We start from the raw sequence: 26,852 nt of genomic DNA, 5'->3' as shown, positions 1-26,852 counted from the left end.
CGTTCGGGGGTGCACGGCCGCCGTCAGACGGCCTGGGCGAAGTCGGTGCTGGTGTCCGCCGCGATGTGCGCGAGATGCGCCGGGATGGGGCGACCCTTCGACGTCATCGACTGCGCCCACAGCCGGCCCGCCCGGTAGGACGAGCGCACGAGCGGTCCGGCGAGGACCCCGAGGAAGCCGATGCGCTCGGCTTCCTCCTTGAACGCGATGAATTCGTCGGGCTTGACCCAGCGGGCGACCGGAAGATGGCGCGGCGACGGGCGCAGGTACTGGGTGATCGTGATGATGTCGGTACCGGCGTCGTGGAGGTCCTGCAGGGCCGCCACGACCTCTTCCGGCTCCTCGCCCATGCCCAGGATCAGGTTGGACTTCGTGATCAGACCGGCATCCCTCGCCCGAGTGAGGACGTCGAGGGAGCGCTCGTAGCGGAAGGCCGGTCGGATCCGCTTGAAGATGCGCGGCACCGTCTCGACGTTGTGGGCGAAGACCTCGGGCCGGGAATCGAAGACCTCCCCGAGGAGGGCGGGGTCGCCGTTGAAGTCCGTCGCGAGGATCTCGACACCGGTGCCGGGGTTGAGTTCGTGGATCATGCGCACCGTCTCGGCGTGGAGCCATGCGCCCCCGTCCGGGAGATCGTCCCGCGCGACACCGGTCACGGTGGCGTACCGGAGCTGCATCCGCGTGACGCTCTCGGCGACACGACGCGGCTCATCCGTGTCGTATTCCGCGGGTTTCCCGGTGTCGATCTGGCAGAAGTCGCACCGGCGGGTGCACTGGGCGCCGCCGATGAGGAACGTGGCCTCCCGATCTTCCCAGCATTCGTAGATGTTGGGGCACCCCGCCTCCTGGCAGACAGTGTGCAGGCCCTCGGTCTTCACGAGCGAGTGGAGCGCCTGATATTCGGGCCCCATCTTCGCGCGGGTCTTGATCCATTCGGGCTTGCGCTCGATGGGGGTCTCGGCATTGCGCACCTCCAGCCGCAGGAGCTTGCGACCGCCGGGGGCCGTGGAGGAACCGCCGGCTGTGCCGGTGCCGCACGCGCTCATGCGTACACCTCCGCCGAGGATGCCGCGAACACGCGTTCGACGACGGGCGCGACGTCCGCGGTGGTGACGATGCGTCCCGCGACCTCGCTGATCGTCGTGACACCGGCATCCGCGATCCCGCAGGGGATGATCGAGCGGAACGGCGCGAGGGAGTTGTCGCAGTTGACGGCGAAACCGTGCATGGTCACGCCGCGCTCGACACGGACGCCGATGGCGGCCACCTTGTCTTCTGACAGCGGGCGACGCACCCACACCCCGCTGCGCCCCTCGATCTGCCGTCCGTCGACGCCGAGGTCGCTCAACGCGGCGATGAGAAGGCGCTCCAGGCGGCGGACATGGGCGACGACATCCACCGGCTCGGACAGCCGCAGGATCGGGTAGCCGACGAGCTGGCCGGGACCGTGCCAGGTGATCTTCCCTCCCCGATCGACCTCGACCACGGGCGTTCCGTCGACGGGGCGCTCCTCGGCCAGGGTGCGTCGCCCGGCCGTGTACACCGCTTCGTGCTCGAGCAGGAGCAGCGTGTCCGGACGGGTCCCGTCCACGACACCGGCGTGGACCGCCTTCTGTAGGTCCCAGCCTTCCCGATAGGGCACGAGATCGGGGGACAGCCCGACCCTCTCGATCACCAGCATGCTGCTCCCTCGACGGTTATTGGATGCCGTCCAAGAATACGCCCGCGGAGTCGGCCTTCGTGCATCGCTAGGCTTCGGGCATGACACGACCGCTCGGGGGAAGGCCACGCGCCTCATCACCGGAGATGATCGCGGAGGCCGCCACCGAGCTCTTCCTGGAGCAGGGGTACGCGGCGACCTCGGTCGCGGACATCGCCGCGCGGGCGGGCGTGAGCAGGTCGAGCTTCTTCAACTACTTCTCCTCCAAATCCGCGATCCTCTGGGCAGACCTCGACGCGCGGATCGATGAGCTCGAGACCCGCCTCAGCACGGTGACCGAGCCATCGGGCATCGACGACGCCCTCCGGGCGGTGGGGCGCGGGTTCGCGCCGGGAACCCTCGCTCTCGCCCTGGGCAACGGCGAGGCGATGCGCGCGGAGGAAGAGCTCTTCCACGGCGGTGCGGTGCGCGCCGCCCGCATCGCGCGGGCCGTCGCGGCGTCACTCCGCGCGGCCGGCTGCGATCCGCTCGTCGCCGACGTCGCCGGCGCAGCGGATGCGGGCGCGGTCATGGCGTCCATCACCGCCTGGACCCGCGCCGGTGCCGGGCGGGTCGGGCTCGAACCCCTGTTGACTCGGGCGCTCGACCAGGCCGCGCACGCGCGCACCGGAGCGCCGGGAGCGGCGGCGTAGAATCGGGGGATCATGGCGACTTTCGGCACACTCTCCGACCGGCTCACCGAGACCCTGCGCAATCTGCGCACGAAGGGCAAGCTCACCGCGGCCGACGTCGACGGCACCGTCCGCGAGATCCGGCGGGCTCTGCTCGACGCCGACGTCGCTCTTCCCGTCGTCAAGGAGTTCACCGCGAAGGTGCGCGAGCGCGCTCTCGGAGACGAGGTCAACCGCGCACTGAACCCCGCGCAGCAGGTCGTCCAGATCGTCAACGACGAACTCGTGGGGATCCTCGGTGGTCAGCAGCGCCGCCTGCAGATGGCCAAGACCGCACCCACGGTGATCATGCTCGCCGGCCTCCAGGGGTCCGGCAAGACGACGTTCGCGGGCAAGCTCGCCAAGATGCTCGAGAAGGACGGTCACACCCCGCTTCTCGTCGCCTGCGACCTCCAGCGCCCCAATGCCGTCAATCAGCTCCAGGTCGTCGCGGAGCGCGCCGGAGCCGCCGTCTACGCTCCCGAGCCGGGCAACGGCGTCGGCGATCCGGTCCGCGTGGCCCGCGACGGCGTCGAAGTCGCCCGACGTCAGCAGCACGACGTCGTGATCATCGACACCGCAGGCCGCCTGGGCGTCGACGCCGAGCTGATGAAGCAGGCGTCCGACATCCGACGGGCCACGGATCCGGACGAGGTTCTCTTCGTCATCGACGCCATGATCGGCCAGGATGCCGTCAATACGGCCAAGGCCTTCCAGGACGGTGTCGACTTCACCGGCGTCGTCCTGTCCAAGCTCGACGGCGACGCGCGAGGCGGCGCCGCGCTCTCGGTCGCGAGCGTGACCGGGCGTCCGATCATCTTCGCGTCCACGGGCGAAGGCCTGGAGGACGTCGAGGCCTTCCACCCGGATCGCATGGCGAGCCGCATCCTCGACCTCGGCGACATCCTCACTCTCATCGAGCAGGCCCAGCAGGCCTTCGACGAAGCCGAGGCGATGAAGGTCGCCGAGAAGCTCGCGACCGAGCAGTTCACGCTCGAGGACTTCCTCGAGCAGATGCAGCAGCTGAAGAAGATGGGCTCGATGAAGAAGATGCTCGGGATGCTTCCCGGCATGGGCTCCATGAAGCAGCAGTTGGAGGACTTCGACGAGCGTGAGATCGACCGGACCGAGGCGATCATCCGATCCATGACGCCGGGGGAGCGACGCAACCCCAAGGTCCTGAACGGTTCCCGGCGTCTGCGCATCGCGCGCGGATCCGGCATGACCGTGACGGACGTGAATCAGCTCGTGCAGCGCTTCGACCAGGCCGCGAAGATGATGAAGACCGTCGCGCGCGGAGGCGTCCCCTCGATTCCGGGCATGGGTCCGGTTCCGGGATCCGGTCGCCCTGGGGCCTCCAGCAAGCGGGGCAAGCAGCCCAAGGCCAAGGGCTCGCGCTCGGGGAACCCCGCCAAGCGGGCGGCGGAGAACGCCGGGATCGCCGCGACGACGACTCCTACCGGATCCGGTTTCGGGCTCGGCGGCGCCGGCCAGCCGAGTGCCGAGGACCTCGCGGAGCTCCAGCGGATGCTCGGGAAGGGCTGACCGCCCGCGCGTCAGGCCGTCGTGTCCCGGGCCAGGTGATCGCGCAGCGTGGGTCCGGCCCGGAATTCGGCGATGAGGTGGTCGACCACACGGCGGAGGTCTCCGTCGGCGGCGTCCGCGACGCGCAACTGGCGCTCGTAACTCGCGCCTGCGTCGAGGATGGTCGAGATCCCGCGCAGCTCGCGGGAGCAGCCGAGCTGTACGGCGATGTCCTCCAGCCCCGCCACGGTCTCCGCGACGTGGTCGCGGACAGGTCGCTGCGTGCCCCCCGCGTCGATGATGACGGGGGCGTCGAGACCGTAGCGGGCGGCGCGCCACTTGTTCTCGCGCGCGAACCACGGGGGGAGGACGGGGAGCTCCTCGCCGCGATCGAGGGTGCGGGAGAGCCATTCCACGAGGCACTGCACGAGCGCGCCGACGGCAGCGAGCTCCGGGAGGGTAGACATCCCGTCGCAGGCGCGCACCTCGATCGTCCCCCAGCGCGGCGCGGGGCGGATGTCCCACCGGACCTCGCTGACGTCCTCCATGACGCCGGTGCGGATCATGTCCGCCAGGTACTTCTCGAACTCGGACCACTCGGTCATCGGCCACGGCAGGCCCGCAGTCGGCAGCTGCTGGAACACCAGCGCGCGGTTCGAGGCGTACCCGGTGCGCTCGCCCGCCCAGAACGGGCTCGACGCCGACAGCGCCTGAAGATGCGGGAGGAAGCGGGTGAGGGACGCGATGATCGGAAGCACCTTGACCGGATCCTCCACGCCGACATGGACATGGACCCCCCAGATCATCATGTTGCGTCCCCACCATTGCGTGCGGCGGATGAGCTTCTGATAGCGGGTCTTGTCGGTGACCTCCTGCTCGTACCACTGGGCGAACGGGTGGCTTCCCGCGCAGAGGAGCTCGGTGCCCGACCGGTCCGTCACCGTGCGGACGGCGGCGATGGCCTCGGCGATGTCGTCGACGGCTTCCGCCACGGTGGAGCCGACCCCGCTGGTGACCTCGATCGTGTTCGTGAGCAGCTCGCCCGTGACGGTGAAGCGCTCGTCGCGCGTGCCCTCCTCCAGCCCCTCGAGGATGGCGGGGGCGCGGGGGACCAGGTCGCCCGATTCCCCGTCCGCGAGCATGAGCTCCCACTCGAGACCCACCGAAGAACGCGCCGAAGGGGCGAAGGAGACCGACACGCGCTCAGTCTGTCACGCGGACGGCGTCACGCCGGGAGCGCCGGTCGGTTCGCGGCATCCGTCGGCATCTGGCAGAATAAAGGGTCGGACCGCTCACTCGACCCTCTATCCGGTGAGTGGACCGCCCCAGAGCTTTTGCCCAGCGTGCACCCCACGCGTTCGGGCGACCGGTTCGTCTTCCTTCCACCACACTCAGGAGAATCGTGGCTGTCAAGATCCGTCTCAAGCGTCTCGGAAAGATCCGCGCGCCCTACTACCGCATCGTCGTCGCCGACTCGCGCACCAAGCGCGATGGTCGTGTCATCGAGGAGATCGGCAAGTATCACCCCACCGAGGAGCCCTCGTTCATCGAGGTCGACTCCGAGCGCGCGCAGTACTGGCTCGGCGTCGGCGCGCAGCCGACCGAGCAGGTCGCGGCCATCCTCAAGCTCACCGGCGACTGGGGTCGCTTCAAGGGCGACAAGGACGCCGTCTCCACGGTGAAGACCCGCGAGCCCAAGCCGGAGTTCTCCGTGGACGCCGCAAAGAAGTCTGTCGTCAAGCCCAAGGCGGACAAGAAGGCGGACGCACCCGCCGCCGACGCCGCCGAGGCTGACGCCTCGACCGAAGCGGAGTAAGGACGTTGCTGGCCGCCGCGCTCGAGCACGTCGTCAAGGGGATCGTCGATCACCCGGAAGATGTGCGCATCGATTCCAGCTCCTCGCCGAGAGGCGATGTGCTGGAGGTCCACGTGCACCCCGATGATCGGGGTCGCGTGATCGGTCGCGGCGGCCGCACCGCCAAAGCCCTGCGGACAGTCGTGGGTGCGCTCGCGGACGGTCGTCGCGTGCGCGTAGACGTCGCGGACGATTGACCGTGGCCGACGAGAAGACGCAGCTGCGAGTCGGTCGCCTGGTGAAGGCCCACGGCCTCAAAGGCGCTCTCAAGCTCGAGCTGTACACGGACGATCCCGAGGGTCGCTTCGCGCCGGGATCCACCTTCACCCTGCAGGTGCCCGAGTCATCGCCGTGGCACGGCAAGCCCCTCACGGTGCGGGAGTTCCGCTGGATGAACTCGCACCCCGTCGCCTTCTTCCAGGGCGTCGACGACCGAGACGCCGCCGAGGGCCTCGTCCGGGCGATCCTGTGGATCGATCAGCCGATCGATGCCCCCTCCGGCGATGACGACGCGTGGTACGACCACCAGCTGGTCGGGCTCAGTGTCGTCCGCGACGGAGACGTCATCGGGCGCGTCGCACGTGTCGATCACCTGCCCGCCCACGATCTCCTCGTCGTGACGCCGCACGGTACGGAAGACGAGGTCCTCGTCCCCTTCGTGTCGCAGATCGTCCCCGAGGTCGACATCGCATCCGGCCGTGTCGTCGTCACGCCGCCGCCCGGGCTGTTCGAAGAGCTCGCCGACGACGGCGCCACGGACGATGCCGCCGCGTCCGACCCCTCCGACTGAGCGGGCGGTTTCCATGCGCCTGGACGTCGTCACCATCTTCCCGGCCTTCTTCGACGTGCTGGATGTCTCACTTCTCGGCAAGGCACGCGAACGCGGACTCCTGGACATCGGGGTGCACGATCTCCGGGACTTCACGCACGACCGGCATCGCACCGTCGACGACACCCCCTACGGCGGTGGAGCGGGCATGGTCATGAAGCCCGAGCCCTGGGGCGAAGCTCTCGACGGTCTCCTCCAGCCCGAGTCGATCCTGGTGATTCCGTCACCCGCCGGCGAACGGTTCACGCAGGGCGTGGCGCGCGAGTTCGCGACCGAATCGCACCTCGTCTTCGCGTGCGGTCGATACGAGGGCATCGATCACCGTGTGGGCGAGCACTTCGCTGGCGAGCACCGCGTGCGGTCGGTGAGCATCGGCGACTACGTCCTGAACGGCGGCGAAGTCGCGACGATGGCGATGATCGAGGCGATCTCGCGTCTGATCCCCGGGATGGTCGGGAACCCGGAGAGCATCGTCGAGGAATCCCACGAGGATGGATTGCTCGAAGCGCCCGCGTACACCAAGCCCGCGCAGTGGCGCGGCCTCTCCGTGCCCCCCGTGCTGATGAGCGGGAACCACGGCGCGATCAGGCAGTGGCGCGCAGATCAGTCGATGGAGCGCACTCGGAGCATCAGGCCGGATCTGCTGCCCTGAGGCGGAACCGGGGCCGTGCTCAGTGGACTCCGAGCCAGCTGCGGTCGGTCAGGATGATCGGCCCCGCGTCCGTGATCGCCACGGTGTGCTCGGCGTGCGCGCCGCGCGAGCCGTCCACGCTGCGCAGGGTCCAGCCGTCGGGGTCCGTGATGAGCTTGTCAGTGCTCTGGAGGAACCACGGCTCGAGTGCCACGACGAGGCCGGGGCGGAGAGGATAGCCCCGTCCGGGTTTGCCGTCGTTGGGCACGTGCGGATCTCCGTGCATCTCGCGACCGACGCCGTGACCTCCGAAATCCGTGTTGATGCGGTATCCGTCGCCGTGCGCGACCTCGGCCACGGCGTGGGAGATGTCCCCGACCCGGTTGCCGACCACGGCGGCCCCGATCGCCGCATCGAGGGCGCGCTCCGTCGTGTCGATGAGGGCGAGATCCTCGTCGCGCGGCGTTCCGACGATGAACGACACGGCGGAGTCCGCGACCCAGCCGTCGATGGATACCGCGAAGTCGAGAGTCACCAGATCGCCGTCGGCGAGGACGTAGTCATGAGGGAGTCCGTGCAGAACCGCATCGTTCACGGACGTGCAGATCACCTTCCCGAACGGACTCGCGCCGAACGACGGGTGGTAGTCGATGTAGCAGGAGGTGGCGCCCGCGCGCCGGATCATGTCGTGCGCACGTCGGTCGATGCTGAGGAGGTTCGTGCCGACGCGCGTCTCGTCCCGAAGGGTCGCCAGGGTCTCCGCGACGAAACGTCCTGCGGGGCGCATGGCCTCGATCTCGGCCGGAGTGCGCAGTTCGATCATGTGTGGAGCTCCCTTTCGTTCGGTCCATTCTGCCCGAGGGGGTGGGTGCTCGCTGTGAGGATGCCACGCGTGCTCATCGGCCTGTCGCAGCCTCCGGTGACGGGCGTAGCATCGGAAGATGATGCTCCGGCGCGCATTCTTCCTGTGGCTTCTGCCGGCCGCGTTCCTTCTGCCGCTCTGGCTGCTCATCGGCTGGGGCGTCTTCAACGCCGGTGGATGGGCGCTGCTGTGGGTGCTGGTGCTCGCGGTTCCGGGAGTCTTCGTCTGGCAGCTGGTGCTCGTGGCACTGATCCGCGCGCGAGGGACGGTGCGTGGTGATCGCGCGGTCTCATGGTGGGACGTCCTCGGGGTCGGCACCTGGCAGGCGCTGGTGGTCTCGCTCGGCTTCTTCCGCCCGGAGTGGTGGGGACTCGCCTTCTTCCTCGCCGTCGTCGCCGGAGTGGCGGTCTTCTGGCTGTCCCTGTGGCAACTGTGGCGTGAGGCGCGGCCGTCCGGAGCGGTACTGAGAGCCCGGGGAGGAATCGCGTTCCTGCCGCCGACCGAGCAGCCCGCGGCGGAGAAGACGACCCCTGACGTGATCGTCGTCTCCGAACAGCAGGAGCCTCCCGGGCCCGGGCGCTTTTGACCCGCGCCCGATCCGTGGCAGAATACTCATTTGTGCCCCGAACGGTTCTGCCTCAGGGGAGCCCGTCGGTGATCCGGTCATCGACCCCGGGCACACGACATCCCTTTCCCCTTCATCCGCGGTCGACCTGTGGCGGCCGCAGAGAGAGACGATCATGCAGATCCTCGACTCCGTCGACGCAGCTTCGCTGCGGTCGGACATCCCCGTCTTCGCGCCCGGCGACACCGTCAAGGTGCACGTGAACATCACCGAGGGCAACCGCTCTCGTATCCAGGTCTTCCAGGGCATCGTGATCGGTCGCTCCGGCGACGGCGTGCGCGAGACCTTCACGGTGCGCAAGATCAGCTTCCAGGTGGGCGTGGAGCGCACCTTCCCCGTGCACTCCCCGGTCATCGACCACATCGAGGTCGTCACGCGAGGCGATGTGCGTCGCGCGAAGCTGTACTACCTCCGCGCCCTGCGCGGCAAGAAGGCCAAGATCAAGGAGAAGCGCGACCGCTGAGCGACGCGATTCCACGAATGCCCCGGTGCGTGCACCGGGGCATTCGCCTTTCTCCGCCCGTGAACACACCCCGAAACCCCGACATCGCCGTCATCGGCGCACGCGCGATGTGCGACCCTGGATGCGGCATCCGATCGCCGGCGTGCCGGGTGAAGGACGCGAATGACCACCGAGAACACCGTCGCCGACGAGGCAGCCGCCGGATCCGCAGCGACGCAAACCCGGCGTTCCCGCCGACGCGGCCTGTGGAGCTTCCTCCGCGACGTCGTGGTCATCATTTTGATCGCGATCCTCGTCTCGTTCCTCGTCAAGACATTCGTCGTGCGCTCGTTCTACATCCCGTCGGGGTCGATGGAGGACACGCTCCAGGTGAGCGACCGCATCCTGGTCGATCAGATCACCCCCCGTTTCGGTGACTACGAGCGGGGGGACATCGTGGTCTTCCGAGATCCCGGCGGCTGGCTCCCCCCGTCGAACACCCCGCCGCGCGCGCCTTTCGTCGAAGCGATCGACTGGGTTCTGTCCCTCGTCGGCTTGAGCGCGTCGGACAGCGACGACCACCTCGTCAAGCGCATCATCGGACTCCCGGGAGACCAGGTCGTCTGCTGCAACGCGCTCGGACAGATCGAGGTGAACGGCGTGCCCGTCGACGAGACGACCTACACCAAGCTCGGATCCGGAGAGCCGGCGTCGGCGATCGACTTCGACGTCACCGTGCCGGCCGACAGTCTGTGGGTGCTCGGTGACAATCGCAATCGCTCGAAGGACTCCCGCTACAACACCGAACAGCCGGGGCAGGGGTTCGTTCCGATCGACAACCTCGTCGGACGTGCGTTCCTCGTGACCTGGCCGCTGGACCGGTTCGGGCTCTCCGACTTCCATCACGACGTCTTCGCGGGCGTCCCCGACCCCACCCCGGCATCGGGGGCGTCGCCGCGGTGACCGTCGTCGAGCCGCGCCTCTCCCTCGAGCGACGCCTGCTCAAGGAGTTCCCGATCCTCGTCGCGTGCGACGAAGTGGGCCGTGGTGCTCTCGCAGGGCCGGTCGCGGTGGGCGCGGTCGCGATCGACGCAGCCGACGCGCGTCGACGCGTACCGACGGGTCTTCGTGATTCCAAGCTCGTTCGGCCCGCGCACCGGGTGGCTGTGGCACGCCGGGCCGGCGACTGGGTGCGCGCCAGCGCGGTGGGCTGGGCGAGCGCGGCGGAGATCGACGAGATCGGGATCATGCGCGCGATGTCGCTCGCGACGTCTCGCGCCCTCGCGGATCTCCGCGCGCACGGGACGGCCGTCGATGACGCGGTCGTGCTCCTCGACGGCAATTACGATTACGTCTCGCTCACGCCCGGGAGCGCCGCTCGCGTGCGCACCCAGGTGAAGGCGGACCGGGATTGCGCGTCCGCGGCCGCCGCCTCGGTCATCGCGAAGGTCGCGAGGGACGCGCTGATGGTCGCCATGCACGAGGACGCACCTCTGTACGGATGGGACGAGAACAAGGGCTACGCGAGTGCCACGCATCGCGCGGCACTCCGCGCCCACGGCGCGAGCGTCCACCACCGCCGCTCGTGGAGCCTGGGGGACGGTCCGACGCTGTTCTGAGGCGGAGGCGGCTCGCACGCGCGCGGCCGCCGCCCGCCTAGGATGGAGAAACCATGGATGACGACGTCTTCGAAGACTACGACCGCGAACTCGAACTCGCCCTCTATCGCGAGTACCGCGATGTCGTCGTGCAGTTCCAGTATGTCGTGGAGACCGAGCGGCGCTTCTACCTCGCCAACGACGTCAACGTCGTCAGACGCGACACCGAGCACGATTTCTACTTCGAGATCTCCATGACCGACGTGTGGGTGTGGGACATCTACCGCGCCGACCGCTTCGTCAAGGCCGTGCGCGTCCTGACGTTCAAGGACGTCAACGTCGAAGAGCTCTCCCGTCGGGACTTCCAGCTCCCCGAGGAACTCTCGCTCGACACCTGACCCTCCTCCCCAAGGCGCGCGCGGGCTACGGCGTCGTCGAGGAATCCACCGATGACGGGCATGGCCCGCGGCCGATGACCTCGGTACCGCACGATGCCGGTATGGCGAGAAAAGACGACATCGGACGGGCGGGCGAGGTTCGCGCCGGGCACTACCTCGAGAGCCTCGGGTACGAGATCGCGGACCGGAACTGGCGTGCCCCGGCGGGGGAGATCGACCTCGTCGCCCTCGGAGACGACGCCGTCATCGTCGTCGAGGTCAAGACCCGGAGCGGACGGGGCTACGGGCATCCGTTCGAGGCGATCGACGCGCGGAAGCGGGCGCGACTGTGGCGTCTCGGGATCGCCTGGATCGGAGCCCACCCCGAGATGTGCCGGGGGCGCCGGCTGCGCATCGACGTGATCGGGCTGACCGGACGCGATCCCTCCGTCGCCGAGCTCGAGCACCTCCGAGACGTGGAGATCTGATGGGCGTGGCGCGGACGTGGGCGGTGGCGATCGTGGGTGCGCACGGGGAGTGCGTCGAGGTGGAAGCCGACCTGAGCGAGCAGACGCCCGAGTTCAAGATCATCGGACTCCCGGACCGCTCGCTGAGCGAAGCGGCCCGACGGGTGCACAACGCGTGCGTCAACAGCGAGCTTCCCCTCCCTCGTCGCCGGATCACGGTGAATCTGTCGCCCGCAGGCCTGCCCAAACAAGGGGCGGGGTTCGATGTGGCGATCGCCGTGGCCGCGCTGGCTACGGAAGGGGGCATGGATGCCGCCTCCTTGGCGCGCACGGTCCATCTCGGAGAGCTGGGTCTCGACGGCCGGCTGCGCCCCGTCCCTGGTGTGCTTCCCGCCGTGATCGCCGCCGTGCGGGCCGGACGGAGTCGGATCGTGGTTCCCGCCGCCAACCGGGAGGAAGCGGAACTCGTCCCGGGCGCGGAGGTCCTCGGGGCCGTCAACCTGGCGCAGGTCGCTTCCTGGCACGGCGCGGAGGTCGTCGTGCCAGACCAGGAGCCCGTCCCGGGCACGACCACCCCTCGTGTTTACGCCGACGCCGGAGAACTCGCGGACGTCCTCGGGCAACCCCAGGCGGTGGAAGCGCTCGTCACTGCTGCGGCGGGCGGCCACCACCTCCTCATGTGCGGACCACCAGGCGCGGGCAAAACGATGCTGGCGAAGAGACTGCCCGGTATCCTCCCGCCTCTCGACGACGACGCGGCTCTCGCCGTGGCGAGTCTCGCGTCGTTGAGCGGTGCGCGGGTGGCGACGCTCGATCGGACGCCGCCGTTCGTCTCGCCGCATCACTCCGCCAGCGTCGCGTCCTTGGTGGGCGGCGGCTCGCGGACGATGCGCCCGGGTGCGATCGCGCTGGCGTCCGAGGGCGTGCTCTTCCTCGACGAGGCCGCGGAGTTCCCCGGCGGGACCCTCGATGCCCTCCGCCAGCCCCTCGAGAGCGGGATGATCTCCATCGATCGGGCCGGGTGGCGCGCGGACTTCCCCACACGATTCCAGCTGATCCTCGCCACGAACCCGTGCCCGTGCGGCGACTACGGCATCCGCGGCGGATCGTGCGCGTGTCCGCCGTCGGCCATTCGCCGGTATCTGGGTCGCCTGTCGGGGCCGCTCCTGGACAGGATCGACATCGAGCTGACGGTGCAGCGCGTCGCGGTGGCCCAGCGGGATGCGCTCCCGCCGTCGATGACGACCCATCAGGCCAGAGATCGCGTGGCCGAGGCGCGGGCGCGGATGGGACGGCGCCTGATCGGGACCCCCTGGACCCTGAACGCGCGAGTACCCGGCACCTGGCTCAGGGACGGCCCGTATGCGCCGGATCCGACCGTACGCCGTCCGCTGGATGCCGCACTGCATCGAGGATCGCTGACCCTCCGCGGTTACGACCGCGTGCTGCGGGTCGCGTGGTCGCTCGCAGATCTCGAGGGACACGACCGGTTGGCCGCGGACCATATCGGGCGTGCACTGTTCTTGAAGCGGGGTGCCGCGGCATGAGCGGCCTCGACCTGCGACCGCGCGTCGTGCGGAGCGTCCTGGGTGAATGGGCTGACGATCTCGACGACCAGGCCGCCCTCGATCGGTACGCGGCGGCCGAGTGGAGTGTGATCGCCGAGCCGGGGGACGGCGTCGCGGGGGCGGTCGTGGGTGCGCTGGGCCGTGTCGAGGCGCTGCGGTTGGTCACGCACGACGGTCTGCTGTCCGGAGTAGGGGACCCACAGACGTTGGCGCGCGCCCAGGAGCGGTGGCGCCCCCGGATCGACGCCGGCGCCGTCGCCGCCGCGCTGCGTACGGCACGCGCGAACGGCGTGCACCTGCTGGTGCCGGGGGATCCGCTGTGGCCGTCAGCGGTCGATGACCTCGGGGTGCACAGCCCGCTCACCCTGTGGGTTCGCGGTGACCCCGCGCGGCTGGGCTCGGACCGTCCCGCAGTCGCGATCGTCGGTGCGCGGGCCGCGACGGCCTACGGAGAACACGTCGCGATCGATCTCGGAGCGGGCCTGGTCGCGCGCGGCGTCGCCGTGGTGTCCGGCGGCGCGTACGGCATCGACGGAGCGGCGCACCGTGCCGTCCTCCGCGCGGGCGGCGTCACGATGGCTCTCCTCGCGGGGGGCGCGGATCGCGCGTACCCGGCGGGGCATGCGGGGATGCTGGGCGACATCGCGGCGACAGGCGTCGTGATCAGCGAGGTTCCGTGCGGCACCGCACCCACGCGTTGGCGCTTCCTCCAGCGGAATCGCCTCATCGCCGCGCTGTCGGCGGCGACCGTCGTGGTCGAGGCCGGCTGGCGGAGCGGCTCGCTCAACACCGCCGGTCACGCCTCGGCGCTCGGGCGCCCTCTGGGGGCTGTCCCCGGCCCCGTCACCAGCGCTGCGTCGGCGGGCTGTCACCGCTTGCTCCGGGAGTACGACGCGGTCTGCGTGACCGGGGTCGACGACGTCGCGGACCTGATCGGCGCGCTCCCCGCCGACTCGCCGTCGGAGCGCGCGAGTCCCGGCGAGTCATCCGTCGACAGCGATTCCCGACGGGTGCGGGATGCCCTCAGTTCGCGCACGCCGCGCAGCGTGACGGCGATCGCGCGCCACACCGGTCTCGCCGAAGCCGACGTGGCGGGACGTCTGGGCATGCTGGAACTGGAACGCCGGGCACGTCGCGTCCTGGACGGCTGGCTCCGGGGTGGATGAACCCGCGCGCCTTCGGAGCGGCGGGCGGAGGCGCGCACGCGCGGTGGGCGATAGTGGATCTCATGCAGGTGCACGCCGCCGTCGAGGACTACCTCGCTCATCTTTCCTCCGTGCGCCGCGTATCCGATGCCACTCTGCGTGCGTACCGCTCCGATCTCGTCGATCTCGAGCGGTCGCTCCCGGAGATTCCGCTCGCGGACGTCACCCGTGACCACCTCCGGGATTGGCTCTGGACGGCCACCCAACGGGGCGCGTCCCGTGCGACCCTCGCCCGCCGGATCGCGTCCGTCCGAGGATTCTTCGCGTGGGCCGCCGAGACCGGGCGGGTGGGCATCGATGCGAGTCTTCGCCTGGCCGCGCCGCGGAAAGGTCGCACCCTGCCCCGGGTCGCCGCGGCGGACACACTGGGCCGCGTGTTGGGCGAACTCGCCGGTCGCGCCGAGGGGGGAGATCCGATCGCGCTGCGCGATCACGCCCTCGTCGAGCTGATCTACGCGTCCGCGCTGCGGGTCGCGGAGGCGTGCGGTCTGGACCTGGACGCAGTCGACGCCGGACGACAGACCGTCCGGGTATCGGGGAAAGGCGGGAAGGACCGCGTGGTGCCCTACGGCGACGCCGCTGCGGGGGCCCTCGCCGCTTACCTGGTGCGGGGTCGGCCCGCACTGGCGGAACGCGGCGCGGGCGCCGCGGGCTCCGCGCTCTTCCTGGGGGCGCGGGGGGCGCGCTTGAACACCCGCTCGGCGTACGACGTGGTGTCACGGCTGCTCGGCCATGAGATCGGACGGACCGCCGGTCCGCACGCACTCCGCCACTCGGCAGCCACGCATCTGCTCGACGGCGGAGCCGACCTGCGCGCCGTGCAGGAGATGCTGGGGCACGCCAGCCTGGGCACGACCCAGATCTACACGCACGTGTCGACGGAACGGTTGCACGCGAGCTACCGCCGCGCCCACCCGCGTGCGTGAGGTGCCTGTCTCAGCAACACGGGAGGAGGACGGCCCGCGCGGGGGAGGACAGCAGAGCGAGCGGGTCCACGTACGCGCCGTGAACGCGGATGCCGAGGTGAAGCCGCCCGGGTGCTCCGTGGCCTTCGGAAGAGACGGATCCGATCCGCGAACCTGCGACGACGACATCGCCCACCACGACCGTCGGATCGATCGGCTCCATCGAGCTCACCACGCCGTCGCCGTGGTCGATCGAGATGACCGGCCGATCCACGACCCGCCCGGCGAAGACGACCATTCCCGCTGCCGGCGCATGGACGGGGGACCTCGGAGTCGACCCGATGTCGATGCCGCGGTGCCCCGGGCCATAGGCGTGGGCAGGCGGTTCGAACGGGCGGACGAGCGCGGCAGGGGAGATCGGCCACGTCCACGACCCGTCGGGAGGTGCCAGGGCGGTGGTGCCGAGGTCGGGGTGATCCGCCGCTCCCATGCCCTGGAGCGGCGCCAGGAGGACGGATGCGGCGACGACGACGGATCGGAGAGCACGCGGTGTCATGCGAGCAGTCTGAGCCGCGGGGTCCGATCGCGGACGGCGTCCGCCGGAGTCGGTGGAAAGGTCGACGCGATGCGCCGTGGGGGAGGAGGGCCGACTGATACACTGGCAGACGCATCCCGCTCGTCGGGATGACTACGCGTGCCCGAACGTGCGGTCAGCCGCACGCGGCGTTCCTCCCCTCGGTCCCTTCACAGGGTGGGAGTGCGCCGGGCACCAGGGACACCGGCCACCGGCTCGGTGCGAAACAACCGCAAGGGGCGACAACGCCCAGACAAGGAGTACGGCCATGGCCGTCGTCACCATCCGCCAGCTGCTCGACAGCGGCGTTCACTTCGGACACCAGACCCGCCGGTGGAACCCGAAAGTCAAGCGCTTCATCCTGACCGAGCGCAGCGGCATCCACATCATCGATCTCCAGCAGTCGCTGAGCTACATCGACAAGGCCTACGAGTTCGTCAAGGAGACCGTCGCGCACGGCGGCACCATCCTGTTCGTCGGCACCAAGAAGCAGGCTCAGGAGATCCTCGCCGAGCAGGCGACGCGCGTGGGCCAGCCCTACGTCAACCAGCGCTGGCTCGGCGGTCTGCTGACCAACTTCCAGACGGTCTCCAAGCGTCTCGCCCGGATGAAGGAGCTCGAGGAGCTCGACTACGACAACCCGGCGGAGAGCGGCTTCACCAAGAAGGAGCTTCTGCTCAAGAAGCGCGAGCTGGACAAGCTCCACAAGTCCCTCGGCGGTATCCGCAACATGACCAAGACGCCGTCGGCGATCTGGGTCGTGGACGCCAAGCGCGAGCACCTCGCCGTGAACGAGGCGACGAAGCTCGGCATCCCCGTCATCGGCATCCTGGACACCAACGCCGACCCCGACGAGTTCCAGTACCCGATCCCCGGCAACGACGACGCGATCCGGTCGGTGAGCCTTCTCACCCGCATCATCGCCGACGCCGCCGCCGAGGGGCTCATCCAGCGTCACCAGCCCGCCGGCGAGGCGGAGCAGGCCGCTGAGCCGCTCGCGGAGTGGGAGCGGGAGCTGCTCGAGCAGGGCGCGCCGGAGCAGTCCTCGGCATCCACCGAGGCGGTCGCCGATGTCGCGGAGGCCGAGAAGGCCGCTGACGAGGCCGTCGCCGATGAGCAGGCCGTCGAGGGCGAGGCCGCGACCGAGTCGTCGGCCGACGCCGCGGGCGCAGAGGCCGCGACCGACGCCGAAGCAGCCAAGTAAGCACGTCCATCCTTCGCCGCGGCGGGAGCGTCTTCACGACGCCCCGCCGCGGCATCTGACACCGTCACCAAACAAGGAGCCGCCACCCATGGCAAACTTCACGATCGCCGACATCAAGACGCTGCGTGAGCAGCTCGGCACCGGCATGGTCGACACCAAGAAGGCGCTCGAGGAGGCCGACGGCGACCTCGAGAAGGCCGTCGAAATTCTGCGCCTCAAGGGAGCGAAGGGCAACGCCAAGCGCGCCGACCGATCCACCTCCGAGGGTCTCGTCGCGGCCAAGGAGCTCGATGGCAAGGTCACCATCATCGAGCTGAACACCGAGACGGACTTCGTCGCCAAGAACGACCGCTTCATCGCGCTGGCCGATCAGGTCCTGGATGCCGCGGCCGCCGCGCACGCCGACTCGGCCGAGGCTGCTCTCGCCGCTCCCGCCGGTTCTTCGACCGTCGCGCAGCTCATCTCCGACGAGGCCGCGATCATCGGCGAAAAGGTCGAGCTCCGTCGCGTGGCGACCCTCGCCGGCGACAAGTTCGAGATCTACCTGCACAAGACCAGCAAGGACCTGCCTCCCCAGGTCGGCGTGGTGCTCGCCTACTCGGGCGATGACGCGGAGACGGCGCGGAGCCTCGCGCAGCACATCTCGTTCGCGAACCCGAGCTACCTCTCCCGCGACGAGGTGCCCGAGGCCGATGTCGAGAAGGAGCGCGAGATCGTCACCGAGATCTCCCGCAACGAGGGCAAGCCGGAGGCCGCCCTCCCGAAGATCGTCGAGGGCCGTGTCAACGCCTTCTTCAAGCAGGTGTCGCTGCTCGACCAGGACTACGCCAAGGACAACAAGCTGTCGGTGGCTCAGGTCGCCAAGGACGCAGGTCTGACGCTCACCGGCTTCGCCCGGTTCAAGGTCGGCGCCTGACTCGCCTGAGGGCCCGCATCGTTCGCCGATGCGGGCCCTTGTCATGCCGTAGGTTGTCGTCAGACGAGAGGAAGACCGTTGATCAGTGAGTCCACCGGGCGCCGCCGCGTCCTGTTGAAACTTTCCGGCGAGGCGTTCGGCGGAGGCCAGCTGGGCGTGAACCCCGATGTGGTCGGTCAGATCGCGCGGGAGATCGCCGAAGCGGTCGATCGGGTCGAGGTCGCCATCGTCGTGGGAGGGGGCAACTTCTTCCGCGGCGCAGAGCTCAGCCAGCGCGGAATGGACCGTGGCCGCGCCGATTACATGGGCATGCTCGGGACCGTGATGAACGCGCTGGCCCTCCAGGACTTCCTCGAGCAGGCGGGTGCCGCCACACGTGTGCAGTCCGCGATCTCGATGACGCAGGTGGCCGAGCCGTACATCCCCAGACGCGCCGAGCGGCATATGGAGAAGGGTCGCGTCGTGATCTTCGGCGCCGGAGCCGGCCTGCCCTATTTCTCGACCGACACCGTCGCTGCCCAGAGGGCTCTGGAGATCGGCGCGTCCGAGGTGCTGGTCGCCAAGAACGGGGTCGACGGCGTCTACACCGCCGACCCGAAGAAGGACGCGTCCGCGACCCGTATCGACCGGATCACCTACCTCGATGCACTCCAGCGTGGGCTGAAGGTCGTCGATTCCACCGCCTTCAGCCTCTGCATGGACAACAAGATGGACATGCGGGTGTTCGGCATGGAGCCCGCGGGCAACGTCACCCGCGCGCTTCTCGGCGACTCCATCGGCACGCTGGTCACGGCGTGACGCACGCCGCTGAGTAGACTGAACCGACCCCAACGCGAAGGAGACACTGTGATCGCGGACGTCCTGGCTGAAACCGGAGAGCGCATGGATCGCGCCGTCGAAGCGGCGAAGGAGGACTTCTCCACCGTTCGCACGGGTCGGGCGAACCCGCAGCTCTTCCAGAAGCTGATGGTCGACTACTACGGTTCGCCGACGCCCCTGGCCCAGTTGGCCTCGCTGAACACGCCCGAGGCGCGCACGATCGTCGTCACCCCTTACGACAAGTCGGCGCTGAAGGCGATCGAGCAGGCGATCCGCGACGCGCCGAACCTCGGAGCCAATCCGGGCAACGACGGCAACATCATCCGGGTCACGATGCCCGAGCTCACCCAGGAGCGTCGCAAGGAGTACGTCAAGCTCGTGCGGACCAAGGGCGAGGACGCGAAGGTGCACGTCCGCGGGATCCGCCGCAAGGCGAAGGACGACCTCGACGCACTGAAGTCCGAGGTCGGCGAAGACGAGCTCGTCCGGGCCGAGAAGGAATTGGACGCGCTCACGCGCGCCCACGTCGACGCGATCGACGAGGCGCTCAAGCGCAAAGAAGCAGAGCTTCTGGAAGTCTGACGCACGCCATGTCCGATCGCTCGGGTGGCCCCGCGGAGGTGCCGGGGGAGCCGGCTCCGCCGCTGTCCCGCCGGCAGGCTGCGCGTGCGCGTGAGGCCGGTGAACCGTCCGCGGCGTTCCAGGCTCACGTGCGCGCCGCACGCAGCGAATTCGACAGCCATGTCGCACACGCGCGGGCGGAGTTCGAAGAGGCCAATGAGCGGATCAAGCAGCGCACCGGTCGCAATCTGATCCTGGCGATCGTGATCGCCCTCGCGATCGGCGCGGTGGTTTTGTCGACCCTGCTCTTCGTGAAGTGGTTCTTCCTCGTCTTCGCGCTCGGCGCCGCATTGCTCGGGGTCTTCGAATTCTCCCGTGCGCTGTCCGCATCGGGTCGCCGCGTCGACCTCGTCCCGCAACTGGTCGCGGGCACGGTCCTGGTGCTCCTGCCCGCGATCCTCGATCCGTGGCTGCACTGGGTGACGGTGTTCGCCGCGGTGGCGTTCGTGGTCGTGTGGCGACTCCTGCGCCAGATGGTCGCCGACGACGGGCGCCCCGGAGGCGCGATCCTTTCGGATGCTCTCGTCTCCGCGTTCGTGCAGCTCTACGTCCCCTTCTTCGCCAGCCTCGGCGTCGTCCTGCTCCGGCAGGAGGGCGGGCAATGGTGGATCCTCTCGTTCGTCATCATCGCCGTGGCAGCGGACACCGGAGCGTACGCGAGCGGCCTCGCATGGGGACGGCACCCGCTGGCGCCGAAGATCAGCCCCAAGAAGACGTGGGAGGGTTTCGCGGGCGCAGCCGCGGCGGCCGTGATCGCCGGCGTGCTCTCGGCGGTCTTCCTCCTGTCCCTGCCGTGGTGGGCGGGCATCGTCGTCGGCCTGGTGATCCTGGGCACAGCGACCGCCGGCGACCTCGGCGAATCGATGATCAAGCGCGATCTCGGCATCAAGGACATGAGCTCGTGGCTTCCGGGGCATGGCGGTGTCCTCGACCGGCTGGACTCGATCCTCCCGTCCGCGATGGCGGCACTGGCCCTGTACTACCTCTTCTCCCCTCTGGTGATCGCATGAGTGACACGTCGTCCCCGATGTTCCCCGAGACGCGCGGCCGCGACCGGGGCTACGACAAGGTCGCTGTGGAGGAGTTCCTCGCCCGCGCGCGGACCGCCTTCGAGCAGGCGGATGCCGGATTGAGCGCGGCCGACGTGCGAGCGGTGGCCTTCCCCCTCGTCCGCGAGGGATACGTGATCGCGGCGGTGGACGCAGCCCTCGGTCGGATAGAGGACGCCTTCGCTCTGCGGGAGAGGGAAGCCGCGCTCTCCTCGGACGGTGTGGAGGGATGGGTGGGCCGCACCCGGGAGACCGCACAGGTCGTCCTCGACCGGCTCGCGCGTCCGCGCGGGCATCGCTTCCGCAGAGTCGGACTCCTGCGATACGGCTACCGGGTGGACGAGGTCGACCTGGTCGCGGACAAGATCGCGCGCTACCTCGAGGACGGTTCTCCCGTGAGCGTCGAGCAGGTGCGCTCGGTGGCATTCCGCATGCAGCGCGGCGGTTACCACGAGGGCCAGGTCGACGCTGTTCTCGACGCGGTCGTCGAGGTCATGCTGGCCGTCTCGTGACGCTCCGCACCGGGGTGACAGCTCCCGTGACCGCTCGGTAGAATCGGCCCATTGTGACACCGTCCGAGGAGCTGACCACGCGCCGCGCGTTCCGTGATGCGGCTCGCACGGAGTCGCAGACGTCGGGCACACGGCCCCGGGCGATGGGCCGTCCCGCGCCTCGGCGCTCGCGCCGTCGCGACGTGCTCGCGGTGTTCGGCGTCGTCGCGGTGACGGGATTCGCAGCCGCCTACATCGGTCCCCCCGGCCTCGCCGTCGCCGAGGCGCCCTCGGCGACCACGACCTCGACGGTGAGCCTCTACGCGAACTCGCTGGCCGACGCTCAGGTCTCCGCGCCGAGTGGCGGCGACGCCGCGGCGGAGGCCGCTGTGCTGGATCGCGGCAACTACACCGTCTACGTCACGCCCACCCCGACGCCCGAGCCGGAGCCGGAGCAGCCCGTCGAGACCGCAGGCCCGCCGGCGGCGGAGTCAGCAGCCTGGCAGCCGCCGTTCGTCACGCCTGATCCGGGGTCGGCTCAGGCGATCGCGTACGACATGGTCATCGCGCGAGGCTGGAACGACGACGAGTTCGCGTGCCTGGTCGCCCTGTGGAACCGCGAGTCCGGTTGGCGCGTGAACGCCTACAACGCCTCGAGCGGGGCATACGGCATCCCTCAGTCCCTCCCCGGCGACAAGATGGCCTCCGCCGGAGCGGATTGGGAGACCAATCCGGCGACGCAGATCACGTGGGGCCTCGGCTACATCGGTGCCCGCTACGGCGCGCCGTGCGGGGCGTGGGGCCACTCGCAGAGCGTCGGGTGGTACTGACCCGATGCCCCGTTCCCACCGTCGCCGCCCCGAGCCCGCCGGCGACGACGAATCCTTCGCCCGCCTGCTGGCGGGCTTCAAACGCACCGAGATGAAACGGGGCGTCGAGTGGACGGTGCAGCCGATCGCGGCGGCGCAGGCGCAGAAGCCGTACGTCTGCCCCGGATGTCCGAACGACATCGTCCCCGGGACGGCGCACGTCGTCGTGTGGCGGGCATCGGGCATCTTGGGGGACTCCGCCGACCTGGCGGGTCGCCGACACTGGCACACGCACTGCTGGAGGATCAACTGAGATGGAGATCCGTGGACCGATGCTTCTGCCCGCGCGCCGGGAGGACATCGAACTGCAGACGATCGACGGTCTGACCCTGGTCGGCGAACTCGCCACTCCGCGCGACCGGGACCCGGTCGCCACCTTGGTGACCTGTCATCCGCTCCCCACCGCGGGCGGGTTCATGGACTCCCATATCTTCCGGAAGGCGGCCGGTCGTCTGCCCGCTCTCGCGGACCTCGCGGTTCTGCGGTTCAACACCCGAGGCACGACCTCCGCGCGAGGAACCAGCGAGGGAGCCTTCGACGGTGGTCGGAACGAAGCGTTCGACGTCGCCGCCGCCATGGACTTCGTCGCGTCGCGATCCCTCCCGCACCCCTGGTTGGTGGGTTGGTCGTTCGGAACGGAGCTGGTGCTGAAGTACGGGCGCGATCATGCGATAGACGGCGCCATCCTGCTGTCGCCGCCGCTGCACCGAGCAACCGACGAGGACGTCGCCGCCTGGGCCGGAGATCCGCGACCGCTCGTGGTCCTCGTCCCCGAGTTCGACGACTACCTGCGACCGGACGAAGCACGGGAGCGGTTCGCGTCGGTTCCCGCCGCTGCGCTCATCGCCGTCGAGGGGGGCAAGCACCTGTGGGTCGGGGAGAACCAGACCCGCCGGGTCCTCACGGAGATCGTGGCGGCAGTGAACCCGGGTGCGCTGCCGCTCGCCACCGAGTGGTCGGACGGCACCGCCTGAGTCACCGCTCGTTCTGGCGGGGGATGACCACCTGGCGGTAGATGATCAGGATGCTGGCCGCGATCGGGATCGCGACGAGGGCGCCGAGAAGTCCGAGCAGCGAACCGCCGGCCAATGCGGCGATCACCACGACCGCGCCGGGGACGGAAACGGCGCGGCCCATGATCCGCGGGGCGATGACGTACGCCTCGAGCTGCATGTAGATCAGGTAGTAGATCGCCGCCACGATCGCGGTCGTCGGAGACCCGAGACCGAGGCAGATCAGCACGATGATCGTCGAGCCGGTCAGGGTGCCGACCAGCGGGATCAGCGAGAAGAAGAAGGCGATCACAGCGAGCACGGCGGGGAACGGTGCCTGGATGATGCTGAGGAAGATCATGCTCAGGACGCCGTTGATCACCCCGAGGCTTCCCTGCCCGATGACGAAGTAGCCGACGGAGTCCGTGATCTGCTCACCGAGATCGATCACGCGGGCTCGCTTGGAGGCGGGGACCAGCTGATACACGGCACGCTTGAGACTCGGCGTGGAGGCGGTGAAGTAGATGGTCAGGATCAGAACGATGAAGGCTCCCGCGAGGCCGGCGATGACGGCGCCGCCGACGACGAAGATCCCGCCACCGATCTCGCTGCCGATGGCGCCGAGATCGAGGGAGTCGACCCATTCCTGCACGTATGCCAGAACGCGATCGACGTCGAGCGCGGGGAACGACGCCGCCATCCACTCGCGCACATCGGTGATCGGGTCCCAATCCGCGCGCTCCACCACGGATTGCACCTGGGCGATCAGCTGCGCGATCTGTCCGACGATCACGGGGACGACGATGAGGATGACCCCGGCGAATGCGGCCAGGACTCCGAGGATCGTCACCAGGACGGCCGCCCAGCGGGGCAGCCCGCGGCGCTCGAGCCACCCCACCAGCGGGTCGAGGCCGAGCGACAGGAAGAGTGCGGTGCCGACGTAGAGGAGGATCGTGGACAGCGTCTGGATGCTGCCGATGAACAGAAGCCCCAATCCGACACCGAGAGTCGCGACGAACGCCACGCGGAACGGGTTGTGCACCTTCATGGAGACTCCAGGGATCGAACGGCGTCGCGCAGACGCGTGTGGTCAGGATACGCAGGGGATGCCGCACACACGGGCATTGGGCGCTCCCGGGGCGCTTTCAGGTCGATTTCGCTACTCTGAAACGTCGAGTCCGTCGCCCGATGACCCATGGGCCGGCTCGGGAAGGATTTCTCCGTGCGTTTCGTGTGGGCCGTCGCGGCCTTCGTCCTCGCGGCGCTGATGATCGGCGCCGGGATCGCTCAGCGCACCGTCTTCCAAGGACCGACGACGCAGAGTGCCAGCGCCGTGATCGACAGCGACGCCCGTTATGTGCTCGTCGACGGTGCCGTCATGAACATGTATCCCGGTGCGCAGACGCTCCGCGCCGACGGCGAGGGGGAGATCTTCGCCGCCTATGGGCGGACGACGGACATGCAGGCCTGGCTCTCCGACACCGCATACACGGCCGTCACCGTCGGAGACGAAGGCGCACTCATCACCACCGACATCGAACCCGCGATCACCGAGGCGGCGGGGGAGGACTCGCCGGGCGCCGACGACCCGGCCACAACTCCCGATGCGGACACCGAAGAGGGCGGGGCGGATGCGGTGAGCTCTGATCCGGCCCCCGCGACGCGCGATCCCCGCGGATCGGACCTGTGGTTGGCCGAGTACGAGCAGACCGACGACCTGGTCACCCCCCTCCAGATTCCGGAAGACCTCTCCGTGCTTCTCGCTGCCGACGGCGAGTCCGCTGCGCCGACGGAATTGTCGGTCACGTGGCCGATCACCAATCGCACGCCGTGGGCCGGTCCCCTCATCGTCGGCGGCGCGATCGTCATGGCGGTCGGCGTCTGGCTGTACTTCCTCGCGATCCGACACATCCGCCGCTCGAAGGGTCCGCGTCGCAAGGGGCTCCCCGTCCCGGTGACGGAGCCCATCGATCTTTCGAACAGCGCTTCGCGCAAGGGGGTCATCAGCGCCGGTGGCGTGCGGCGTGCGCTCTCACGAGGTCGCCGGCCGATCCTCGCCGTCCCCGCGCTCGGCGTCTCCGTACTGCTTCTCGCCGGATGCTCCGCAGACGCGTGGCCGCAGCTCGGCGCGTCGCCCACTCCGACGCCGACGCAGACGGTCATCGCACCAGAGGGCCAGCAGCAGCCGGCGGTCACCCGTGACCAGGCTGAGACCATCGTGGAGCGCGTGGCCGACACCGTCGGCGAGGCCGATGCAGCGCTCGACCTGGATCTCGCCGCCACGCGCCTGGACGGGGCGATGCTCGCCGCTCGCGCGACCAATTACACATTGCGCGGGGCCATCCCGGACTACGCCGCGCCCGCTCCCATCGTCTCGGGCTCGCTCGAGATCATCCTGCCCCAAGCGTTCGACGGGTGGCCACGGTCCTTCCTCGCCGTCGCCGATGACGAATCGTCCAACACCTCCAGCATCATGGTGCTGACGCAGAAGGATCCGTGGTCGGACTTCCTGCTGTCCTATGCGGGAAGCCTCGAAGCCTCCACGCTGATGCCGGATCTCGCGCCCACGTACGTCGGAGCGCCGCAGGTGCAGCCGGACTCGCCCTTCCTGATCATGCCCCCCGAGGAGGTGGCGGCCGCCTACTCGGACGTCATCAACAACGGCGAGGACAGCGAGTTCTTCGAGGTCTTCGAAGAGGAGGGCGACCAGCTGCGAGCCAGCATCGCATCCGACCGTGCACGCCGCCTGGAGGAGTTCAACCAGACCGCTGCGTCGACCGGAAGCCTCACGTTCTCGTCCACCGAGGGCGCATTCGCGCCCTATGCCCTCGCGACCCTGGAGAGCGGCGCGATCGTCGCCGTCAGTGTGCGGGAGAGCGACGAGGTCCGACCCACCAATGAAGACGCGGTCATCAAGCTGGACAACAACGCCACGGTGCAGACCCTCGCGGGGGCTGACCAGTCCGCAACGGGGTTCGAGACGACGTTCAGCGATCAGATCTTCTTCTACGTGCCCGGTCAGGGATCCAGCGAACGGATCCGTCTGCTCGGCTACGCGTCCGACATCCTCGAAGCGAAGGTGATCCCGTGACCGATCTCTCCCCAGCCGCCCTGCGCGGCGCCGTGGACCTCTCGTCCCTCCGCCAGGCCGCAGCGCGCCCCACCCCCGGAACGGGCGCGCCCCCGGCATCCGCGTCGGCGCCCTCGCTCGTCTTCGACGCGACCGATGACACCTTCGCGCAGGTGCTCGAGCTCTCGCGAACCGTCCCCGTCGTCGTCGACCTCTGGGCGGATTGGTGCGGGCCCTGCAAGCAGCTGAGCCCGGTCATCGAGAAGGTCGTCACGGAGCTCGACGGGCGCGTCGTCCTGGTGAAAGTCGACGTGGACGCCAATCCGCAGCTCGCGCAGGCGTTCCGCGCCCAGTCGATCCCGATGGTCGTCGGGCTCGTGGGCGGTCAGCCCGTACCTCTGTTCACCGGAGCGGTTCCCGAGCAGCAGGTCCGTGAGGTGCTGGGCCAGCTTCTCCAGCTGGCTGCCCAGCATGGGGTGACCGGCACCGTTCCCCGTGAGGACGGCGACGGGGCGGAGACCGAGCCTGCGGAGGCCCCCCTTCCGCCGCTGCACGCCGAGGCCTTCGCGGCGATCGAGGAGGGCGACTACGCGCGGGCCATCGCCGCGTACGAGAAGGCGCTGGCGGAGAACCCTCGCGACGCGGACGCTCAGGCCGGAGTCGGGCAGGTGCGTCTGCTCGACCGTGTCCAGGGTGTCGACCTCGCGGAGGCGCGATCGGCGGCCGCGGCGAACCCCTCCGACGTTCCGGCGGCGTTGCTCGTCGCGGATCTGGATGTCACGGGTGGCCACGTCGATGACGCCTTCGAGCGTCTCCTCGATCTGATGGCGGCCCTTCCCGATGCGGAACGCGGGCCGCTCCGCGAGCGTCTGCTGGAGTACTTCGGTCTGGTGGGCGACACCGACCCGCGCGTGCTCCGCGCCCGCGGACGGCTGGCGTCGCTGCTCTTCTGATCGCGGTCACCCGCCCCGCCCGAGGGGAGGCGGGGT

General features: G+C 69.4%; 32 protein-coding genes. 26 read left to right on the top strand and 6 right to left on the bottom strand.

Annotated elements, in window-relative coordinates:
* Window positions 1-23: 23 nt before the first annotated feature.
* Together lipA and lipB are read right to left on the bottom strand one after the other, a co-directional pair.
* Window positions 24-1,046 (bottom strand): lipoyl synthase, encoded by a 1,023-nt coding sequence (gene lipA / locus KZC50_RS12140; protein ID WP_310891832.1) that lies wholly within the window; start codon window positions 1,044-1,046, stop codon window positions 24-26.
* Window positions 1,043-1,798 carry a lipoyl(octanoyl) transferase LipB gene (gene lipB, locus KZC50_RS12135; protein ID WP_310891831.1) on the bottom strand — a complete coding sequence of 252 codons (756 nt, stop codon included), beginning with the start codon at window positions 1,796-1,798 and terminating at the stop codon, window positions 1,043-1,045. The genes lipA and lipB overlap by 4 nt, the downstream gene beginning before the upstream one ends.
* Here lipB and KZC50_RS12130 point away from each other — a divergent pair.
* Window positions 1,762-2,352: a TetR/AcrR family transcriptional regulator gene (locus tag KZC50_RS12130; protein WP_301132868.1), complete on the top strand. Its 591-nt coding sequence runs from the start codon at window positions 1,762-1,764 to the stop codon at window positions 2,350-2,352. The two genes, lipB and KZC50_RS12130, sit on opposite strands and share 37 nt — an antisense overlap.
* Window positions 2,353-2,364: 12 nt before the next feature.
* Complete coding sequence (gene ffh, locus KZC50_RS12125) at window positions 2,365-3,915, top strand: signal recognition particle protein (RefSeq protein WP_301132866.1); 1,551 nt, start codon at window positions 2,365-2,367, stop codon at window positions 3,913-3,915.
* A gap of 11 nt (window positions 3,916-3,926) precedes the next feature.
* Here the strand turns inward: ffh and KZC50_RS12120 are convergent, their stop codons facing one another.
* The gene (locus KZC50_RS12120) at window positions 3,927-5,093 is read right to left on the bottom strand and encodes a glutamate--cysteine ligase (protein ID WP_301132864.1); all 1,167 of its coding nucleotides are present in this window, start codon (window positions 5,091-5,093) and stop codon (window positions 3,927-3,929) included.
* A gap of 203 nt (window positions 5,094-5,296) precedes the next feature.
* On the opposite strand from KZC50_RS12120, the gene rpsP reads away from it, so the two are divergent.
* From rpsP to trmD, 4 genes are read left to right on the top strand one after another with little or no spacing between them, the layout of a single operon-like run.
* On the top strand, window positions 5,297-5,710 hold the full coding sequence (gene rpsP / locus KZC50_RS12115) for a 30S ribosomal protein S16 (RefSeq protein WP_053548332.1): 414 nt from the start codon (window positions 5,297-5,299) through the stop codon (window positions 5,708-5,710).
* Between the two features lie 5 nt (window positions 5,711-5,715).
* Window positions 5,716-5,946: an RNA-binding protein gene (locus KZC50_RS12110; RefSeq protein ID WP_301132862.1), complete on the top strand. Its 231-nt coding sequence runs from the start codon at window positions 5,716-5,718 to the stop codon at window positions 5,944-5,946.
* Complete coding sequence (gene rimM, locus KZC50_RS12105) at window positions 5,943-6,539, top strand: ribosome maturation factor RimM (RefSeq protein WP_375294601.1); 597 nt, start codon at window positions 5,943-5,945, stop codon at window positions 6,537-6,539. The genes KZC50_RS12110 and rimM overlap by 4 nt, the downstream gene beginning before the upstream one ends.
* Before the next feature lie 13 nt (window positions 6,540-6,552).
* Entirely contained in the window at window positions 6,553-7,230 is a 678-nt protein-coding gene (gene trmD, locus KZC50_RS12100) for a tRNA (guanosine(37)-N1)-methyltransferase TrmD (protein WP_310891829.1), read from the top strand.
* 19 nt (window positions 7,231-7,249) lie between these two features.
* Here the strand turns inward: trmD and map are convergent, their stop codons facing one another.
* On the bottom strand, window positions 7,250-8,032 hold the full coding sequence (map, locus tag KZC50_RS12095; RefSeq protein ID WP_053548328.1) for a type I methionyl aminopeptidase: 783 nt from the start codon (window positions 8,030-8,032) through the stop codon (window positions 7,250-7,252).
* A 118-nt stretch (window positions 8,033-8,150) separates the two neighbouring features.
* On the opposite strand from map, the gene KZC50_RS12090 reads away from it, so the two are divergent.
* From KZC50_RS12090 to KZC50_RS12050, 9 genes are all read left to right on the top strand, one after another.
* Window positions 8,151-8,657, top strand: a complete 507-nt coding sequence (locus tag KZC50_RS12090; protein ID WP_053548327.1) for a hypothetical protein — start codon at window positions 8,151-8,153, stop codon at window positions 8,655-8,657.
* Window positions 8,658-8,811: 154 nt separating this feature from the next.
* The gene (gene rplS, locus KZC50_RS12085; protein WP_053548326.1) at window positions 8,812-9,159 is read left to right on the top strand and encodes a 50S ribosomal protein L19; all 348 of its coding nucleotides are present in this window, start codon (window positions 8,812-8,814) and stop codon (window positions 9,157-9,159) included.
* Window positions 9,160-9,321: 162 nt separating this feature from the next.
* Complete coding sequence (lepB, locus tag KZC50_RS12080; RefSeq protein WP_310891828.1) at window positions 9,322-10,101, top strand: signal peptidase I; 780 nt, start codon at window positions 9,322-9,324, stop codon at window positions 10,099-10,101.
* Complete coding sequence (rnhB, locus tag KZC50_RS12075) at window positions 10,098-10,757, top strand: ribonuclease HII (protein WP_053548324.1); 660 nt, start codon at window positions 10,098-10,100, stop codon at window positions 10,755-10,757. The genes lepB and rnhB overlap by 4 nt, the downstream gene beginning before the upstream one ends.
* Before the next feature lie 53 nt (window positions 10,758-10,810).
* Window positions 10,811-11,134 carry a DUF2469 family protein gene (locus KZC50_RS12070; protein ID WP_053548323.1) on the top strand — a complete coding sequence of 108 codons (324 nt, stop codon included), beginning with the start codon at window positions 10,811-10,813 and terminating at the stop codon, window positions 11,132-11,134.
* A 101-nt stretch (window positions 11,135-11,235) separates the two neighbouring features.
* The gene (locus KZC50_RS12065; RefSeq protein WP_310891827.1) at window positions 11,236-11,601 is read left to right on the top strand and encodes a YraN family protein; all 366 of its coding nucleotides are present in this window, start codon (window positions 11,236-11,238) and stop codon (window positions 11,599-11,601) included.
* Window positions 11,601-13,127 (top strand): YifB family Mg chelatase-like AAA ATPase, encoded by a 1,527-nt coding sequence (locus KZC50_RS12060; RefSeq protein WP_310891826.1) that lies wholly within the window; start codon window positions 11,601-11,603, stop codon window positions 13,125-13,127. The genes KZC50_RS12065 and KZC50_RS12060 overlap by 1 nt, the downstream gene beginning before the upstream one ends.
* Window positions 13,124-14,314, top strand: coding sequence for a DNA-processing protein DprA (gene dprA / locus KZC50_RS12055; protein WP_310891825.1), 1,191 nt, complete (start codon window positions 13,124-13,126; stop codon window positions 14,312-14,314). Before KZC50_RS12060 ends, dprA begins: the two co-directional genes overlap by 4 nt.
* 62 nt (window positions 14,315-14,376) lie before the next feature.
* Entirely contained in the window at window positions 14,377-15,279 is a 903-nt protein-coding gene (locus KZC50_RS12050) for a tyrosine-type recombinase/integrase (protein WP_310891824.1), read from the top strand.
* A gap of 10 nt (window positions 15,280-15,289) precedes the next feature.
* Here the strand turns inward: KZC50_RS12050 and KZC50_RS12045 are convergent, their stop codons facing one another.
* Window positions 15,290-15,814: a murein hydrolase activator EnvC family protein gene (locus KZC50_RS12045; protein ID WP_310891823.1), complete on the bottom strand. Its 525-nt coding sequence runs from the start codon at window positions 15,812-15,814 to the stop codon at window positions 15,290-15,292.
* 286 nt (window positions 15,815-16,100) lie between these two features.
* On the opposite strand from KZC50_RS12045, the gene rpsB reads away from it, so the two are divergent.
* The 9 genes from rpsB (at window position 16,101) to KZC50_RS12000 (ending at window position 22,775) form a co-directional block, all read left to right on the top strand.
* Window positions 16,101-17,036, top strand: a complete 936-nt coding sequence (gene rpsB / locus KZC50_RS12040; protein ID WP_053548319.1) for a 30S ribosomal protein S2 — start codon at window positions 16,101-16,103, stop codon at window positions 17,034-17,036.
* 88 nt (window positions 17,037-17,124) lie between these two features.
* Window positions 17,125-17,952, top strand: a complete 828-nt coding sequence (gene tsf / locus KZC50_RS12035; protein WP_301132840.1) for a translation elongation factor Ts — start codon at window positions 17,125-17,127, stop codon at window positions 17,950-17,952.
* A 78-nt stretch (window positions 17,953-18,030) separates the two neighbouring features.
* Entirely contained in the window at window positions 18,031-18,750 is a 720-nt protein-coding gene (pyrH, locus tag KZC50_RS12030; protein WP_053548317.1) for a UMP kinase, read from the top strand.
* A 48-nt stretch (window positions 18,751-18,798) separates the two neighbouring features.
* A complete protein-coding gene (gene frr / locus KZC50_RS12025; RefSeq protein ID WP_053548316.1) occupies window positions 18,799-19,353 on the top strand; it encodes a ribosome recycling factor in 555 nt (184 codons plus the stop codon).
* A gap of 8 nt (window positions 19,354-19,361) precedes the next feature.
* The gene (locus KZC50_RS12020; RefSeq protein WP_310891822.1) at window positions 19,362-20,402 is read left to right on the top strand and encodes a phosphatidate cytidylyltransferase; all 1,041 of its coding nucleotides are present in this window, start codon (window positions 19,362-19,364) and stop codon (window positions 20,400-20,402) included.
* Window positions 20,399-20,953, top strand: a complete 555-nt coding sequence (locus KZC50_RS12015) for a DivIVA domain-containing protein (RefSeq protein WP_310891821.1) — start codon at window positions 20,399-20,401, stop codon at window positions 20,951-20,953. Before KZC50_RS12020 ends, KZC50_RS12015 begins: the two co-directional genes overlap by 4 nt.
* Window positions 20,954-21,006: 53 nt before the next feature.
* Window positions 21,007-21,762, top strand: a complete 756-nt coding sequence (locus tag KZC50_RS12010) for an aggregation-promoting factor C-terminal-like domain-containing protein (protein ID WP_310891820.1) — start codon at window positions 21,007-21,009, stop codon at window positions 21,760-21,762.
* A 4-nt stretch (window positions 21,763-21,766) separates the two neighbouring features.
* Window positions 21,767-22,054 carry an Rv1322 family protein gene (locus KZC50_RS12005; protein ID WP_310891819.1) on the top strand — a complete coding sequence of 96 codons (288 nt, stop codon included), beginning with the start codon at window positions 21,767-21,769 and terminating at the stop codon, window positions 22,052-22,054.
* Between the two features lies 1 nt (window position 22,055).
* Entirely contained in the window at window positions 22,056-22,775 is a 720-nt protein-coding gene (locus KZC50_RS12000; RefSeq protein WP_301132831.1) for an alpha/beta hydrolase, read from the top strand.
* A gap of 1 nt (window position 22,776) precedes the next feature.
* Here KZC50_RS12000 and KZC50_RS11995 read toward each other — a convergent pair whose 3' ends face one another.
* Window positions 22,777-23,841: an AI-2E family transporter gene (locus KZC50_RS11995; protein ID WP_053548310.1), complete on the bottom strand. Its 1,065-nt coding sequence runs from the start codon at window positions 23,839-23,841 to the stop codon at window positions 22,777-22,779.
* A 174-nt stretch (window positions 23,842-24,015) separates the two neighbouring features.
* Here KZC50_RS11995 and KZC50_RS11990 point away from each other — a divergent pair, with 174 nt between their 5' ends.
* Both KZC50_RS11990 and KZC50_RS11985 read left to right on the top strand, forming a co-directional pair.
* On the top strand, window positions 24,016-25,884 hold the full coding sequence (locus KZC50_RS11990; protein WP_310891818.1) for a DUF8094 domain-containing protein: 1,869 nt from the start codon (window positions 24,016-24,018) through the stop codon (window positions 25,882-25,884).
* The gene (locus KZC50_RS11985; RefSeq protein ID WP_310891817.1) at window positions 25,881-26,816 is read left to right on the top strand and encodes a tetratricopeptide repeat protein; all 936 of its coding nucleotides are present in this window, start codon (window positions 25,881-25,883) and stop codon (window positions 26,814-26,816) included. The genes KZC50_RS11990 and KZC50_RS11985 overlap by 4 nt, the downstream gene beginning before the upstream one ends.
* Window positions 26,817-26,852: the final 36 nt, after the last annotated feature.

The sequence above is a fragment of the Microbacterium aurantiacum genome (genome assembly GCF_031625015.1).
In the GTDB taxonomy this organism is placed as follows: Bacteria; Actinomycetota; Actinomycetes; order Actinomycetales; family Microbacteriaceae; genus Microbacterium; species Microbacterium aurantiacum.
Note: the sequence above shows the minus strand (reverse complement) of the source record. Positions and strands in the feature narration are given on the sequence as shown.

What these genes read in the sequence shown, in the direction of transcription:
- lipA (WP_310891832.1), bottom strand. Translation starts at nt 1,046, where the DNA reads ATGAGCGCGTGCGGCACCGGCACAGCCGGCGGTTCCTCCACGGCCCCC.
- KZC50_RS12130 (WP_301132868.1), top strand. Translation starts at nt 1,762, where the DNA reads ATGACACGACCGCTCGGGGGAAGGCCACGCGCCTCATCACCGGAGATG.
- lipB (WP_310891831.1), bottom strand. Translation starts at nt 1,798, where the DNA reads ATGAGGCGCGTGGCCTTCCCCCGAGCGGTCGTGTCATGCCCGAAGCCT.
- ffh (WP_301132866.1), top strand. Translation starts at nt 2,365, where the DNA reads ATGGCGACTTTCGGCACACTCTCCGACCGGCTCACCGAGACCCTGCGC.
- trmD (WP_310891829.1), top strand. Translation starts at nt 6,553, where the DNA reads ATGCGCCTGGACGTCGTCACCATCTTCCCGGCCTTCTTCGACGTGCTG.
- map (WP_053548328.1), bottom strand. Translation starts at nt 8,032, where the DNA reads ATGATCGAACTGCGCACTCCGGCCGAGATCGAGGCCATGCGCCCCGCA.
- KZC50_RS12090 (WP_053548327.1), top strand. Translation starts at nt 8,151, where the DNA reads ATGATGCTCCGGCGCGCATTCTTCCTGTGGCTTCTGCCGGCCGCGTTC.
- rplS (WP_053548326.1), top strand. Translation starts at nt 8,812, where the DNA reads ATGCAGATCCTCGACTCCGTCGACGCAGCTTCGCTGCGGTCGGACATC.
- lepB (WP_310891828.1), top strand. Translation starts at nt 9,322, where the DNA reads ATGACCACCGAGAACACCGTCGCCGACGAGGCAGCCGCCGGATCCGCA.
- KZC50_RS12070 (WP_053548323.1), top strand. Translation starts at nt 10,811, where the DNA reads ATGGATGACGACGTCTTCGAAGACTACGACCGCGAACTCGAACTCGCC.
- KZC50_RS12065 (WP_310891827.1), top strand. Translation starts at nt 11,236, where the DNA reads ATGGCGAGAAAAGACGACATCGGACGGGCGGGCGAGGTTCGCGCCGGG.
- KZC50_RS12060 (WP_310891826.1), top strand. Translation starts at nt 11,601, where the DNA reads ATGGGCGTGGCGCGGACGTGGGCGGTGGCGATCGTGGGTGCGCACGGG.
- dprA (WP_310891825.1), top strand. Translation starts at nt 13,124, where the DNA reads ATGAGCGGCCTCGACCTGCGACCGCGCGTCGTGCGGAGCGTCCTGGGT.
- KZC50_RS12050 (WP_310891824.1), top strand. Translation starts at nt 14,377, where the DNA reads ATGCAGGTGCACGCCGCCGTCGAGGACTACCTCGCTCATCTTTCCTCC.
- KZC50_RS12045 (WP_310891823.1), bottom strand. Translation starts at nt 15,814, where the DNA reads ATGACACCGCGTGCTCTCCGATCCGTCGTCGTCGCCGCATCCGTCCTC.
- rpsB (WP_053548319.1), top strand. Translation starts at nt 16,101, where the DNA reads ATGGCCGTCGTCACCATCCGCCAGCTGCTCGACAGCGGCGTTCACTTC.
- tsf (WP_301132840.1), top strand. Translation starts at nt 17,125, where the DNA reads ATGGCAAACTTCACGATCGCCGACATCAAGACGCTGCGTGAGCAGCTC.
- KZC50_RS12020 (WP_310891822.1), top strand. Translation starts at nt 19,362, where the DNA reads ATGTCCGATCGCTCGGGTGGCCCCGCGGAGGTGCCGGGGGAGCCGGCT.
- KZC50_RS12015 (WP_310891821.1), top strand. Translation starts at nt 20,399, where the DNA reads ATGAGTGACACGTCGTCCCCGATGTTCCCCGAGACGCGCGGCCGCGAC.
- KZC50_RS12005 (WP_310891819.1), top strand. Translation starts at nt 21,767, where the DNA reads ATGCCCCGTTCCCACCGTCGCCGCCCCGAGCCCGCCGGCGACGACGAA.
- KZC50_RS12000 (WP_301132831.1), top strand. Translation starts at nt 22,056, where the DNA reads ATGGAGATCCGTGGACCGATGCTTCTGCCCGCGCGCCGGGAGGACATC.
- KZC50_RS11995 (WP_053548310.1), bottom strand. Translation starts at nt 23,841, where the DNA reads ATGAAGGTGCACAACCCGTTCCGCGTGGCGTTCGTCGCGACTCTCGGT.